At 40.6% G+C, this 14,335-nt stretch carries 13 protein-coding genes; 5 read left to right on the forward strand and 8 right to left on the reverse strand.

Annotation, left to right across the window (positions count from 1 at the left end; genetic code table 11):
* Window positions 1-87: 87 nt before the first annotated feature.
* On the reverse strand, window positions 88-1,662 hold the full coding sequence (locus tag NIES592_RS17615) for a phytoene desaturase family protein (protein ID WP_073556433.1): 1,575 nt from the start codon (window positions 1,660-1,662) through the stop codon (window positions 88-90).
* 97 nt (window positions 1,663-1,759) lie between these two features.
* Between NIES592_RS17615 and NIES592_RS17620 the strand changes: the two genes are divergently transcribed.
* Both NIES592_RS17620 and NIES592_RS17625 read left to right on the forward strand, forming a co-directional pair.
* Window positions 1,760-2,548, forward strand: a complete 789-nt coding sequence (locus tag NIES592_RS17620; protein ID WP_062245240.1) for an ABC transporter ATP-binding protein — start codon at window positions 1,760-1,762, stop codon at window positions 2,546-2,548.
* A 260-nt stretch (window positions 2,549-2,808) separates the two neighbouring features.
* Entirely contained in the window at window positions 2,809-4,233 is a 1,425-nt protein-coding gene (locus NIES592_RS17625) for an MlaD family protein (protein WP_062245236.1), read from the forward strand.
* A gap of 10 nt (window positions 4,234-4,243) precedes the next feature.
* Here the strand turns inward: NIES592_RS17625 and NIES592_RS17630 are convergent, their stop codons facing one another.
* Window positions 4,244-4,852: a YdcF family protein gene (locus NIES592_RS17630; protein ID WP_062245233.1), complete on the reverse strand. Its 609-nt coding sequence runs from the start codon at window positions 4,850-4,852 to the stop codon at window positions 4,244-4,246.
* 372 nt (window positions 4,853-5,224) lie between these two features.
* On the opposite strand from NIES592_RS17630, the gene yidD reads away from it, so the two are divergent.
* A complete protein-coding gene (gene yidD / locus NIES592_RS17635) occupies window positions 5,225-5,815 on the forward strand; it encodes a membrane protein insertion efficiency factor YidD (RefSeq protein WP_073556434.1) in 591 nt (196 codons plus the stop codon).
* Between the two features lie 187 nt (window positions 5,816-6,002).
* The gene (locus tag NIES592_RS17640) at window positions 6,003-7,019 is read left to right on the forward strand and encodes a sulfate/molybdate ABC transporter ATP-binding protein (RefSeq protein ID WP_062245227.1); all 1,017 of its coding nucleotides are present in this window, start codon (window positions 6,003-6,005) and stop codon (window positions 7,017-7,019) included.
* A 78-nt stretch (window positions 7,020-7,097) separates the two neighbouring features.
* On the opposite strand, the gene purT is transcribed toward NIES592_RS17640, so the two are convergent.
* The 3 genes from purT to NIES592_RS17655 are packed head-to-tail and all read right to left on the reverse strand — an operon-like array spanning window position 7,098 to window position 8,771.
* Window positions 7,098-8,297, reverse strand: coding sequence for a formate-dependent phosphoribosylglycinamide formyltransferase (gene purT / locus NIES592_RS17645; RefSeq protein WP_073556435.1), 1,200 nt, complete (start codon window positions 8,295-8,297; stop codon window positions 7,098-7,100).
* Window positions 8,298-8,339: 42 nt separating this feature from the next.
* Entirely contained in the window at window positions 8,340-8,543 is a 204-nt protein-coding gene (locus NIES592_RS17650; protein ID WP_073556436.1) for a pentapeptide repeat-containing protein, read from the reverse strand.
* A gap of 12 nt (window positions 8,544-8,555) precedes the next feature.
* Entirely contained in the window at window positions 8,556-8,771 is a 216-nt protein-coding gene (locus NIES592_RS17655) for a hypothetical protein (protein WP_073556437.1), read from the reverse strand.
* A 234-nt stretch (window positions 8,772-9,005) separates the two neighbouring features.
* On the opposite strand from NIES592_RS17655, the gene NIES592_RS17660 reads away from it, so the two are divergent.
* Complete coding sequence (locus NIES592_RS17660; RefSeq protein WP_073556438.1) at window positions 9,006-9,569, forward strand: hypothetical protein; 564 nt, start codon at window positions 9,006-9,008, stop codon at window positions 9,567-9,569.
* A gap of 100 nt (window positions 9,570-9,669) precedes the next feature.
* On the opposite strand, the gene NIES592_RS17665 is transcribed toward NIES592_RS17660, so the two are convergent.
* The 3 genes from NIES592_RS17665 to NIES592_RS17680 form a co-directional block, all read right to left on the reverse strand.
* Window positions 9,670-11,247 carry a hybrid sensor histidine kinase/response regulator gene (locus NIES592_RS17665; RefSeq protein ID WP_062245215.1) on the reverse strand — a complete coding sequence of 526 codons (1,578 nt, stop codon included), beginning with the start codon at window positions 11,245-11,247 and terminating at the stop codon, window positions 9,670-9,672.
* A gap of 278 nt (window positions 11,248-11,525) precedes the next feature.
* Window positions 11,526-11,969, reverse strand: a complete 444-nt coding sequence (locus tag NIES592_RS17675) for a response regulator (RefSeq protein ID WP_009457938.1) — start codon at window positions 11,967-11,969, stop codon at window positions 11,526-11,528.
* 64 nt (window positions 11,970-12,033) lie between these two features.
* The gene (locus NIES592_RS17680; RefSeq protein WP_073556440.1) at window positions 12,034-14,283 is read right to left on the reverse strand and encodes an ATP-binding protein; all 2,250 of its coding nucleotides are present in this window, start codon (window positions 14,281-14,283) and stop codon (window positions 12,034-12,036) included.
* Window positions 14,284-14,335: the final 52 nt, after the last annotated feature.

A 14,335-nucleotide genomic window follows, 5' to 3' on the forward strand; every position in this document is an offset into this window, starting at 1 on the left:
GTTTCATTCATAAGTAAAATTCTAATGTTTGTCACAAATGTTTCAATGTTTTCTATGGATGAAACAATTTTTGTGATGAACATTAATTTAGTAAGTGCGTAGAGCCAACAATTCCTGCATTTGCTTTACTCCCACCAACGTATTCGCACACAAAATCCCAGATGCGGCTACCGCAGGGACACCAATTCCTGGCATAGTGCTATCACCTACACGATACAAACCCTGGATGGGTGTGTGGGTTCCTGGAAACATGCCCTTACCTGCTGCGATCGCAGGGCCGTAGGTTCCCTGATATCTTCGTAAATAATAAGCATGGGTTAGGGGTGTACCAATCAGTTCTAACACCACACGGTGTTTGATATCTGGGATTATTTTTTCTAGGGCGCGGTATAAAGTTTCTGCTTTCTGCCGTTTCTTCTGTTCATATCCATCACTGCGTTCCCATCCAGTATAAGGTTCTAGAGTGTAAGCGTGGACTACATGATGTCCTTGGGGGGCAAGTTTTGCATCCCAGACGCTGGGAATTGATACCATACAGGTATTTCCTGGTGTAGTGATATCTTGATTAGCTTCGTGAATTACTACGTGATGTCCCGTTAAATTTTCTAAACCATCGGCACGTATACCTAAGTGTAAATGCATAAAGCTATCGACAGTTGGTGTAGCTAAAGCTGCTTGACGTTCAGATGCAGGTAAATGATCAGGATCTAATAGCTGAGTATAGGTATCCCAAATACTGGCATTAGAAATTACTATAGGCGCTTTCAGAATAGAAGACTTGGATAAATCAAGACTGCTCTGTTGTCCTTTTGTCTCATTATCCTTCCTTCGCGATCGCAACCGTACACCTACAACTTTTCTCGATTCCACCAAAATTTGCTCAACATGACACCCCAATAGCAACTTACCACCCCAGCGTTCTAATCCCCGCACTAAGGCGTTCACAATTCCTCCACTGCCACCCACAGGGTACTCAACGCCAGTACGAGAACGCTCACCTAACATAAAAGCTACTTCGGGGGCAATTGTTCCATGTGCTTTTAAACCCGATAATAAAAAGCATTCTAGGTCAATCAACCGTCTTACCCAAGGGTCTTTGACAGTAGCATCCATGACATTACCCACAGAAGCCTGGACAAGGGGCAAATTAGGTAACATCTTTAACAAAGAGGGTAAATAACGCCCCAGCAGCACAGGTAGTAATTGCCAATCTGCTCTCAGTGCCAGGGCGGGGATACCTTTGATGGCATCATATAAAGGCAACAGACGCTGTTCAAACTGTTCTAATTCCCCGGCACCAACAGGAGTAATTTTAGCTACTTCTTGCCGATAGCGATCGCCATCACTGTAAACTGCCAGAGTTCCTTCAGGAAAATGGTAATGTCCTAATGGGTCATAGCGAACCGCTGCCACAGATTCGCCGATTACATCCAGAACTTGTTTCAGGGGATTTAAACTCTGGATATCTGTCAAACCACAATAAAATGAAGGCCCAGAATCAAATTCAAATCCCCGACATCTGAAATTATGAGCTGCACCACCAGCAATTGTGTGACTTTCGCAGACAATTACGCGTTTACCATAACGCGCCAGTAAGGCCGCAGCACACAACCCACCAATACCGCTACCGATGACGATGACATCATATTTATTCTTTGTCATTTGTCATTTGTCCTTTGTCTCTTGTCTAATACTAATAACAAATGTTCAATTACCCTTGAGTATTGACCATTGACCCTTGAGTATTGACCATTAACCAATGACCCATGACGAACCATTAATTGAATTAAAAGGTGTTTCCAAGTCCTTTGGTGACAATAAGGTTTTAGATAACATGGATTTGAGGATTTACCGAGGAGAAGCATTAGGGATAATTGGTCCTAGTGGTACTGGTAAATCAACTATTTTACGTGTGATTGCAGGTTTAATTGCTCCAGATACTGGAGAAATTATTGTACAAGGCGTACGCCGAAAAGGATTGATAGAGGATGGTGCTGATCCGGTTGGCATTGGTATGGTGTTTCAGCAGGCAGCATTATTTGATTCACTCACAGTTGATGAAAATGTCGGGTTCTTTCTCTATCAGCACTCAAAACTGTCGCGATCGCGAGTTCGCGAGTTAGTTGAGGAAAAATTAGAAATGGTGGGTTTGCCAGGAATAGGCGATCGCTATCCTGCGGAACTATCTGGAGGAATGCGAAAACGGGTAAGTTTTGCGCGTGCAATTATGTCTAATCCCGAAAATCCCAAAGAAGGACCAGAGGTTTTACTATACGATGAACCTACTGCTGGACTCGACCCCATCGCCTCAACCGTGATCGAAGATTTAATTCGACGGTTGCGATTTACACAAGGAGTCTGTAGCACCTACGCAATTGTGACTCACCAAGAGAGTACCATCCGTCGCACAGCTGATAGGCTAGTATTCCTGTATCAGGGTAAAGTACAGTGGCAAGGTACAGTTGCTGAACTAGACCATACAGATAATCCTTTAATCAGGCAATTTATGAGTGGTAGTATATCTGGACCAATTCAAGTAGCAGGATGAGGAGTGTGGGGAGTGTGGGGTGATGGGGAGTGTGTAGACGAGGCAGTGCGGTGGACGGGTTTCCCGGCATAAAGCACGTGGCGTCACCTGCCGTGCGCTTTGCGCGGCTTCCCGCAGGGTGGGGTATCGGGGGTTAATAATAAATAAATTAATTACTGACTAAATAACTGCTAACCACCAACAACCAACAACCAACAACCAGCCACCAACAAACCACAGCCTAATCTAAAATCTAAAAATCTAAGACGGAGGATAAAAAAATGCGATCGCGCACATTTCGAGAAGGTTCTGTGGGTTTACTACTGCTCTTAGGAGTGGGTGTGTTTGGAATGATTATCCTCTGGTTAACAAGATTTACGGCTGCTGCAAGTTCATACAAAGCTTTTGTGGAATTTGCCAATGCTGGCGGGATGCAAAAAGGAGCAATAGTTCGCTTTCGCGGCGTCAAAGTAGGCAATATTGCTGCAATCCGACCAGGGCCAAATAATGTAGAAGTAGAAATCGAAATTGCCAATCCGAACCTAATTATTCCCCGTGATGTCAAGGTAGAAGCGAATCAATCGGGTCTGATTAGCGAAAGTATTATTGACATTACGCCTAAATCACCATTACCAAGTGGTGTGAATGTAGCTAAACCATTAGACAGAGATTGCGATCCAAGTCTCATCGTTTGTAATGGTTCACGGTTAAAAGGTCAAATTGGTATCAGTTTGGATGAGTTAATTCGTAGCAGTACTGTTTTTGCCAACATTTATACTCAGCCTCAAATCTACGATAACCTCAACAATACATTAGTAAACGCCTCTAAGGCAGCAGCTCAAGTCGTTGTTCTTAGCCGCGACCTTTCCAACTTGACTAAAACTACGCAAAAGCAATTAAGTGGTTTGTCAACTGCCACAAATTCAGTTGCAAATGCAGCAGAGCAAATCAGTGCATCTACTGCCAAAACAAGTAATCAATTTAGTAATACAGCGAATGCTTTTAGTTCCACAGCAAAGGACTTGAGTCTCACAGCAAATCAAGCAAGTCAACTGATTAAAAATTTGGATACCTTGCTAACAAGTAATCGCTCTTCTTTGGTTGGCACTTTAAATAATATTACGGCAACCACCACTGAACTCAGAACAACAGTTAGTAGTTTATCACCAACTCTCAATCGCTTGACCCAAGGAGAGTTAATTAAAAACCTAGAAACCCTCTCCGCCAATGCTGCACAAGCTTCAGCTAATTTGCGGGACGCCAGCCAAGCACTCAACAATCCTAATAACTTGTTGGTGTTACAACAAACCCTGGATTCTGCCAGGGTAACATTTGAAAACGCCCAGAAAATTACATCAGATTTAGACGAGTTGACCGGTGATCCAACTTTTCGAGAAAATGTTAGGCAGTTGGTAAATGGTCTAGGTCAATTGCTGTCTTCCACTCAACAAATGGAACAACAAATTGAAGTCGCATCTACACTCAATGCAGTCAAAACAGCAGTGAAAAATCCCAACGCCACAACATTCACAACAAACAATCAATCACAGTTGAAATTTAATATTCCACCTACAAATTTCAAAAGTGCAACTCAAGAAATTCAACCAACAGCTATTGAATTTACTACCTCGCCCTCACAAGAAAAACTATTGCAGAAATTACGTGAATACGGGAAACAACAGCAGGAGGAAGGAGCAGCAAAATAGAACACTACTATCACAGTCTCAATAAAAGATAGATGAAATAACCACACGTTTCTCTAAGAAGAAACTTAAGCTTACTTGTGAAACTTCGATAACGAGTTGTTGGTGTTGCAGATGGATGTGCATCCATTCCTAAGTCTTGCGCCATCAATACTGCTCGTTTCAAATGCAAGGGATCGCTAACAATGAGAAACTTGGATAAATGCTGAGACAATGCAATTTTATTTGCATACATGAGGTTCTGGTGAGTGTTTTGAGAAGCAGTTTCGGTTAGGATATTTGCTTTTTGGACCCCATGTGCCATTGCATAGCGTTTGCCAACAATTGCCTCGGCAATTTCTTTGTTTTTGCCAATTCCACCAGTAAAAATGATATTGTGAACTTTACCACGTTTGTAGAGATTAATTGCGTGGTTAATTCTTTCTCGAAAAACTGGTGAAGGTTTTTCTCCCCACACTTCAGCCCCTAAAACAATAGCTGCATCAGCACTAGTAACTTTGGTTTTACTGCTATAAACATAGATGCTTAATGCAATTGTTGCGAGTATTGGCAGAACTCCAGGCACAAGACTAAGTAAAACGATCGCTAGACATGTCTTTTTAATTTTGTCACTGATCAACATAATTCGTTAACTGAAATCTTCTGCTGTCTGTCCTTTGCTTTTGATATCAAACATTAAAGTTTATTGATTTATATTCCCTCTTTGGGGTTATGCTTGTCATCCTGCTTTCAGGTGACTCTGCTGGTGTATTTATCATCGTCGGTTGCGCAGCATGAAGTAGTAGTGTTCTGTCCTATTAGTTCTGAGGGATTGCAAGATCCCGACTTTTTAGAAAAGTCGGGGATCTGACCACCCGTAAGCCTTGAAAATTAATGAAACATACTACTAGTGGATTAGACTGAATATCTTGATATAGCAATGTATAAAATTAATTTGCTATTCAAGAAGTAAATTTAGTTGCGATCGCTACTACCCTACTACCCATTTCCAAATATGCAAATATCCCCGTTAGACTCTCTCAGTAGAAAAATTATTGTTGTTGCAATTACCGCATATCAAAAATATATTTCTCCTCACAAAGGCTTTGCTTGCACTCATCGAGTACTCTACGGTGGTGAGTCTTGTTCTGGGTACATCAAGCGGGTAATTGCCACTGAAGGGTTACAAGCAGGACTTTTGATATCTCGCGATCGCTTTGCTGCTTGTAAAGAGGCTAGCCAAATTTTGCTCTCTTGTCAAAGAGTGAAGACGGCAAGAGCAAAAATGCAATTTGTTAACTGTAAGTCTGGGGAAGAAGATGAAGAAGAGGAAGAAGTATTAGAAAATACAAATAAATCTAAATATAAATCCTCATCTACAGGAAAATACTGTTATAATAAAAGTTACAATAGACACAAAAATTGTGATAATGTAGACTGCGGTAACAGCTTACAAGACTGTAGTTCGTGTCCTGAGATGAGCTGTGACTTTGACAATGCTATTGGTGGTTTAGGGAATTGTGATTGTAATTTACCTGACTGCGGTTCTTTTGATTGTAGCGGGGCTGATTGTGGTTCTCTCGATTGCGGTAGCTGTGGGAACTAGTACAAGCAGGCAGGAAATTATAAAAATATTTTGTATAAAATTTAATTTCTTTTCCTATGTTGATATTGATTTTATGCTGCCCTAGAGCAAAATTTTTACATTCATAAAAGTGCTTCACTTTTATGATATATATGAAATACACAAACCCTATCAAACAACCGTAGATTAGTTGTAGAGGTTCCTAGCAGTGGGCATAGTAGTTGAAAACGTATCTAAGCAGTTTGGCAGTTTCCAAGCGGTTGATCGGGTAAGTCTCGAAATTAAAAGTGGCTCTCTGGTCGCTTTATTGGGACCATCAGGTTCTGGTAAATCAACATTGCTACGGCTCATAGCTGGTTTGGAAATACCAGATAGTGGCAAAATAATTTTGACTGGCAAAGATGCCACCAATCAAAGTGTGCAGGAACGCAATATTGGGTTTGTGTTTCAGCACTATGCTTTATTTAAGCACATGACAGTGCGGCAAAATGTTGCTTTTGGTATGGAGATTCGCAAGTTGCCAAGAGCAAAAGTGAAAGCGCGGGTAGAACAATTATTAGAATTGGTACAGCTGAGTGGACTAGGCGATCGCTATCCATCGCAGCTATCCGGTGGACAACGCCAAAGGGTAGCCTTAGCTAGAGCGCTAGCAGCAGAACCGAATGTATTGTTATTAGATGAACCTTTTGGAGCATTGGATGCGAAAGTCCGTAAAGACCTACGCGCTTGGTTACGACGCTTGCATGATGAAGTACATGTAACAACTGTTTTCGTTACCCACGACCAAGAAGAAGCAATGGAAGTTTCTGATGAAATCGTGGTGATGAATAAAGGGCGTGTAGAACAAGTTGGAACACCTGCGGAGATTTACGATCATCCCGCCACAGCATTTGTAATGAGTTTTATCGGGCCTGTAAACGTATTACCGAGTACTTCAAATATTTTCCAAAATAATGGGTTTGATTCGGCACATCCGGAAATGTTCCTGCGCCCCCAAGATGTGATTATCGAAACATCCCCTAACGGCACTACTGTAGCTGCAAGGGTGAGTCGGTTGATACATCTAGGTTGGGAAATTCAAGCAGAATTGACTTTAGATGATGGACAAGTGGTAACAGCACATTTGACACGTGATCGCTTTGATGAATTGAATTTAGAACCGCAGCAAAAAGTGTATGTGAAGCCGAAGGATGCGAAGTCTTTTCCGCTTTATTATTCGATTTGAAAAACTAATAATCGACCACATAGATCCCCGACTTTCTTAAAAAAGTCGGGGATCTGGCAAACCTTAGTTCTTCTGACCTTAGCACAGCTGCCTTGGTTTAATCAACTTGACTTTGCTGGCGGCTGTTGTAGCTTTTTCCCGTGCTTGTTGAATATTGCTGCCTTTCGCTAAAGCTACTCCCATGCGACGATAAGGATGGGCAGTTGGTTTACCAAATATTCTAATGTCTACATCTTTTTCTGATAAAGCCTCAGCTACACCTGTATAAGCGATCGCATCTAATTTTTCTGGAGCTAAGATAACAGCACTTGCCGAAGCCCCTAACTGTTCTATACAAGGAATTGGTAAGCCTAAAATTGCTCGCAGATGCAGTTCAAATTCATTCAAATTTTGCGAAATTAATGTTACCATTCCCGTATCATGGGGTCTAGGTGAAAGTTCTGAAAATATTACTTCATCTTGAGTAATAAAAAATTCCACACCAAAAATTCCCGCACCCCCCAAAGCATCAGTAACTTTTTTGGCTATCTCCTGCGCTTGTGCTGTCATGTGTTCGGAAATTCCAGCTGGTTGCCAAGATTCTTGATAATCTCCTCTTTCTTGGCGATGACCGATAGGAGAACAGAAAATTGTGGGTGCATTCCATTGCTTAATGGTAAGCAAAGTAATCTCAATTTCAAAATTAATAAATTCTTCTACGATTACCTTTTGAGTGTCACCTCTAGAACCTGCAATCGCATAATTCCACGCTTTTTCTACTTCCGCTTTTTCTTTGACAACTGACTGACCTTTACCAGAAGAAGACATTACAGGTTTGATCACGTTGGGAAAACCAATTTCATCAGAAATCGCAATTAATTCTTCTAGAGTAGAAGCATAACCATATTTTGCAGTTCTGATGCCTAATTCTTGGTGTGCCAGTTCCCGGATGTGATCGCGATTCATCGTATAGTTAGTCGCTGCTGCTGTTGGGATAACTGTAATTCCCCTTGCTTCAAATTCTAGTAACTTTTCTGTTCTAATTGCTTCAATTTCCGGTATGATGAAATCTGGTTGATATTTTTCAACAATTCTTTCCAAATCATCAGCACTCAGCATCGAAATTACTTCTGCACAATCAGCAATTTGCATTGCTGGAGCATTTTCGTAACGATCAACAGCAATGACATAATTACCAAGACGTTGAGCAGCAATTACAAATTCTTTTCCTAGTTCTCCCGAACCCAGCAACATTAATTTTTGTGGTAGTTGGATCGAATTACCTATAAATTTATTCATTGTCTATCTCTGCATATTCTACGCTTGGTGCGGTTAACCATTTTAATCTAATTTTGAAGAGCTAAATATTACACCACCCAAAAGTAAATCTTGACGTTGTTGATTGCTTAAACCAATTCCTTCACCAAACTCACATTTATTAACTAAAGCATTTATCCATATAGTTTCATTAAGTGTAGCTCCTCGTAAATCTGCTTTTGTGATGTCTGCACCTGTAAAATTGGCAAAAATTAGATCTGCATCCACTAAACTACTTCCTTATAAATTTTCGCGGATGAGGTTTACCCCTTCTAAATCTAAGCCAGATAAATCTGCTCCCACCAAATTAGGAAACTTTAGTTGATTAGGATACTCAAAAAATCGGCTAACACAAATGATATTTGCTTCATTGAAGTGCATTTTAGTTAAAAAATCATAACGTGCTATTCCTAGTTGTTTGAGAATTTTGTTCCCAGAAATAAATGGTTGGCTCACGGTATTTGAGATTTGTGATATTCAGCATTCTTATTTTAAATTGAAAAAGCTTTTGATTTTCAAATAAATTACAACATATCACGAAAATTACTCAATATACCTGGTATTCATAACTATGATTTAGACTGAATTACATTAAGACTGTGGCAATTGGTAATTGTTAGTTTTATTATCTATGACCTATTACCAGTCGAGGGCTAAGTAAATTAATGTTGTATTGATTAAATAACTAGTATGAAAACAAAAAAAATACTTGTTGATTTTCAAGGACGTTTACTGATATTAACTACATTCTTCTTGATAGGTTTGATCAGTGGAATAACTTTCTTTTCAGTTGGTATTTTTAGAGCTAGAGTCATAGACATTGATAAAGCAAATCAACTTTTAGAAGCAAAAAAACAAAAAGAAAATAATTCTTTTGGGGTTACTAAAGTACTTTTTTCCCAAGGATTTAGTGATAAAGGAATAGATTTGAGATGTCTATCTTGGTCTTCAAAAATTTTGAACAGTGGTTGGAGCAACAATCCGAAAGACCATGATTTTTTTATTGATCATTACGTACCTGCTGGTAAACAAGCTATTATCTGTGCAACACCTGCATTATCAGCTGCATTAGCCGTACATCCTCGCAAAAAATTTCTCTATGAAGTGTCAAAAATTGACTTAGATGATGGGTTATATGTTCGGGTTGTAGTTGGGGTATCAGAGGCAAGAGAACCTTGTAAATTATTTACAGGCAGCGTAGATTGCGTGAATTCTATTTTGGCACGGCAAGCTGTAGTTAAATATGAACGGTAATTGGGGTGTGAGGAGTAGTGAATAACTACTAACTACTAACCAATGTACCAGACCTGCCATGGCACGTCTGGTACAATCACCAACAACCATCAACCAACAATCAACTACTTTCTTGTATATGTTGTTTTGGTAGACACACTGTAACTTTAGTGCCTTGATCGGGTTGGCTTTCTAAGGTAATTTTACCACCATGTAATTCTACGCAAGCTTTTGTAATTGCCAATCCTAGACCTGTTCCAGGAATCGTGTCCACGTTACTTCCACGACAGAATGGTTGAAACAGGTTGGTTTGATCTTCTATTGGTATACCTATACCTTGGTCTTGAATACAAAATACAATTTTAGACTCTTGACCCATCAAGTGCAGTTCGACTTTACCTCCTTCGGGAGAATATTTAATTGCATTAGAAATCAAATTACTGAAAATAAGCCTTAACAGTCCTTGATCGCCCGAGAAGCCTTTATGATTTCCACCGCTCTTAAAAATAAATTCGTGGCGATCGCCAAAGAATTGTTGCTGTTCGCTAATCAGAACAGAGAAAAATTGCTCTAAGTCGAGGGGAGTAGTTTTAAATTTAGTTTTATTGAGTTCAAATTGATTCATCACAAGCATGTCATCTATCAGTTTGGACATGTGTCGTGATTTTTGCTCAATGATGTGTAGAAACTTTTGTTTTTTAAATTCATCTAAATGATCGCCATGTTGCTTGAGTGTAGATGCAGCAGCTAAAATTGAAGCCAACGGTGTGCGGTACTCATGGGAAATAGTCGCGACGATTTGAGATTTAAATGCGTTGAGCTGTTTTTCTTTTTCTAGAGCAGCTTTTGTCTGTGCTAGTAATTCTGCTTGTTGAATTGCGATCGCTAACTGCACAGATACTTCATAAAGTATTTCTAGTTCATCAGATTGCCACTCGCGTTTTCCTGTACACTGGTGAGCAATCAAAAAGCCCCAAGGTTTTGATACTACTTCTTTATGACTCAAAGTAATGGGAACCACCAGATTTGCTTTACTATCTAATGGTTCTAACAGGTTTAAATTGCAATCATCTGAGCCAGCCCAATAACATAGTAAATTTTGGTCTGTAGTGTGATTTTGCCAAGTTTGTTGATCATCAATTTTTGGATGTGACTGACATACCATGACGCGATCGCACTTGAGCAATTGCTGTACTTCCCTAACAGCCGTGTATAAAATTTCCTCCAAATCAAGAGACTGACGAATGCGTAGCAACATAGTAGCAATCAAGCGCTGTCGTTCCTGAGTCCTTTGTAACTGAGTTTGCAGACATAATTGCTTGATCACATTACGAACTGCTAGCTGCAATACATCCGCTTTCAAGTGTTGCTTAACTAGATAATCTTGGACACCCCTTTTCATCGCTTGCACAGCAATCTCTTCATCACCACGCCCAGTAAGCATGATCACGGGTACGGAAGAACCAAAGGTTTTCTGTCTCAGCTCATCTAAAAATTCGATTCCGCTCATATCTGGTAAGCAAAAATCTAGCAAAATCAGATCACAGGGCATGTGTTGACACAAGCCAAGCCCAACTTCTGCTGAGTCTGCCTCCAGAATTTGGTAATAGTGGTGAGGATCTTTCAAAAGAAAGCGACGATAGATTTTCCGATCCGTTGCACAATCATCAATGATGAGTAGCTTCCAGGCATTCGGCATAACAAAATGGGGCAGAGGTCTAATACTCTTCCTCAAGATTGTCATAAATTACGAAAACATTAAGAAAAACTAAAAAAATTGTAAAAAAAATACAAATGTTGATTGTTGATTGTTGATTGTTGTACAGGCCTGCCATGGCACGTCTCTACATTGGTTAGTGGTTATACTACTCCACCCTACGGCAAGCCCTCCGGGTACCTTACGGGAAGCCGAAGAAGGCGCGTCTACACACCCCTCACACTCCCCATCACCCCACCACCCCATCTCTTTGCTCCCCATTACCCAGAAGCTGGCGGAACATTCACTTCCAACCAATAATCCACAAACGCTTGAATGGTCTTTTGCAGTTCTTGGACATCCATTGGCTTGACGAGATAGCCATTTGCACCTTTTTGATAACAAAATTCAATATCTTTGGGGTTAGATGAAGTGGTAAAGATTACTATGGGAATTTCTTTAAAACTTTGGTCTTGCTTAAGTTGCTCTAAGATATCACGACCATCAATACCTGGTAGATTCAGGTCTAGTAAAATCACAGAAGGTCGGGATGAGCCATCGGGGTTTTTTCCTTCTTGATATAAGTAGTCTAAAACTTCATCCCCACTAGTACAGCGATGTATGGGGTTTTGGACAGCCATACGCCGCATCAAGCGCTGAAGCATCCGAAAGTCTTCGTTGCTGTCCTCAACAACCAATAGTGGTTCGTTAAGTTTCGTTGCCATTAGTGAAGTTATGCTAAAAATGTATTGTTTATTAAAAATGAAAGTTTTTTTAATATATCTTAACTTATTCCAGTGTCAAGTAAAACGTTGATCCTTCGCCTGGGGTAGACTCTACCCAAATTTGACCACCGTGGCGTTCAACTATTTTCTTGGCAATAGCAAGTCCTGCACCTGTACCACCGCCGTATTTTTCTTGAGTATGCAGCCGTTTGAAAAGTTTGAAGATGGTTTGGTGGTGATGGGGTGGAATGCCAATACCGTTATCTCGTACGTAGAAAGTGATTGGGGAGTGGGAATCGGGAGAAGACAAAGTAGAAAAATTACTTCCTTGTCCTCCTTGTTGATCCAAATACCCAATCTCCACCCATCGTTCTGCTTTATCGTTGTATTTAAAAGCATTAGTGATGAGGTTACTAAAGACCTCGTTCATCAGAACTGGGTCACACCGAATTGTGGGTAGAGTTCTGGGAATGCGAAGTTCGAGATTATGTTGTTGACGGCTAGCATGAAAGACATTCATAACTTGATCAAGCAATTCATTTAAATTAACCGCTTGTAATTGTAGTGCTGCTTGTCCTAATTGCGACAGTCGCAGCAAACCATTAATCAAGGCTTCCATACGTACCGACAAGGAAATTACAGTCTGTAAAAACTCTGTAGCATTTTCATCGAGTGCGGATGCATAATCTTCTAGGAGAATAACTGAGTAATTATATATACCACGCAACGGTTCTTTGAGGTCGTGGGAAGCTGCATAGGCAAAGGAAGCTAATTCGCAGTTACTGCGTTCTAACTCTTGGTTAATCTTGGCTAATTCTTCTGCTTTTTTGAGGACAATCCCAACGATCGCATTTCGCAAACTCAAGGCGCTATCAATTTCGCATTCTTGCCAAGGTGCAGATGTCAATCTGACAATTTCCTGCCATTGTTCAAAGGATTTTCTGGGACAAAGGGTGACACTACCATCTAAGTGAACCTGGATTGATTCATGAGGATTACCAGCCCAGGTAACTGTGCGAATGACTTCGGGGCGAAACCACACAATGTAATAGTGTCGTAATTTAGAAATCCGCAACAGCAACAGACCACTGGTGGTGTCTTTAAATGTTTCAGCCTCTGGGTAAAGCTTTGGCAGAGAATCAGTACAAAATATATTATCGTTCACCTGAGTATCTGCCCAGGTAATTAGCGATCGCACGTCCTCTAAATCCGGTGTTGTCCCCACTAGGGAAATTTCACCATCCAGACAAACCGCCGCCCCTGTCGCACCGACAAGACCTAACAAACGGGGTTCAGGCTGGATTAATGCATCTTTTAAATTATCTGCTTGGGAAATAGATTCTACAACACCAGACCGCAGAGATTCTAATCTGGCTTTATAATCCACTTCCTCCTGAATAACTTTACTAGCTAACTCCGAGGACACAATCTGTCCTAAAAATTCACACCCACTTCGGATTTCATAAGGCACATATTTGGGAGTTTGATGATGACAGGAAATTAATCCCCATAGGTTACCATTCTTAATTAAGGGAATAACCATCAAAGCTGCTACACCCATATTTTGATGAAATTCCACACAACAAGGATGAACACTCCGCAGCACAGATAGACTCAAATCCAGGGGAGTATCATCTGTGGTAGCAATCAATTCCGCAGGCTGGGCATTGATTCTAGGTATAATTCGCAACCAATTGCGTCTGTATAACTCCCTAGCTGGTTCTGGGATATCTGTGGCTGGATAATGAAGTCCCAAATAAGGTGACAACTCTTGTGTTTTTGCTTCAGCAATTACTTCCCCCGCCCCTTGGTGGTCAAATTGGTAGACCATAACTCGATCAAACCCTGTAATTTCGCGGACTTGTTGGGCTGCAAGTTGTAAGAAATCTATCAGGTTATTTGTGCGTTTCAGTTTGGCGATCGCTCTTTTAATTAAGGCGTGGATGTTGAAGAAATTTACTTGGGCTGGCGATTCTGTTGATTCTAACTCCAGAATAATTTTGTCACCTACGCGATGCACAAAAGCATCAAATTCTCGCTTACCTTCCTTTGTACAGACTGATAGCTTCAGGTAATTGAGAGTATCAATTTCTTCTGTTGGAAGTTGAGCGATCGCTTCTAAATCCAAAGCATCAATTAGATAACTGAGGGGTTGACCCAGCAACTCCCCTGGTTGTTTACCTAGATAATCTTGAGTATTGCTGCTAACCTGTAGTATCTCCAACTGGGTACTCAGCGCTAGTAGTACACCATGAGGCTGGATTGATCCAGGGTTAAGAGTGAGTTCGTTGTGACTGTTTGATAGCAACTCCAAATAATGAGATTTTGAATACAGTGTTTGTTAAACTACATTTTTGGGGTTGGTA

It is taken from the genome of Fischerella major NIES-592, from assembly GCF_001904645.1.
Classification (GTDB): domain Bacteria; phylum Cyanobacteriota; class Cyanobacteriia; order Cyanobacteriales; family Nostocaceae; genus Fischerella; species Fischerella thermalis.

Coding starts and splice junctions, on each gene's coding strand:
- NIES592_RS17620 (WP_062245240.1), top strand. CDS start 1,760: ATGACCCATGACGAACCATTAATTGAATTAAAAGGTGTTTCCAAGTCC.
- NIES592_RS17665 (WP_062245215.1), bottom strand. CDS start 11,247: ATGCCGAATGCCTGGAAGCTACTCATCATTGATGATTGTGCAACGGAT.
- NIES592_RS17625 (WP_062245236.1), top strand. CDS start 2,809: ATGCGATCGCGCACATTTCGAGAAGGTTCTGTGGGTTTACTACTGCTC.
- purT (WP_073556435.1), bottom strand. CDS start 8,297: ATGAATAAATTTATAGGTAATTCGATCCAACTACCACAAAAATTAATG.
- NIES592_RS17660 (WP_073556438.1), top strand. CDS start 9,006: ATGAAAACAAAAAAAATACTTGTTGATTTTCAAGGACGTTTACTGATA.
- NIES592_RS17615 (WP_073556433.1), bottom strand. CDS start 1,662: ATGACAAAGAATAAATATGATGTCATCGTCATCGGTAGCGGTATTGGT.
- yidD (WP_073556434.1), top strand. CDS start 5,225: ATGCAAATATCCCCGTTAGACTCTCTCAGTAGAAAAATTATTGTTGTT.
- NIES592_RS17675 (WP_009457938.1), bottom strand. CDS start 11,969: ATGGCAACGAAACTTAACGAACCACTATTGGTTGTTGAGGACAGCAAC.
- NIES592_RS17630 (WP_062245233.1), bottom strand. CDS start 4,852: ATGTTGATCAGTGACAAAATTAAAAAGACATGTCTAGCGATCGTTTTA.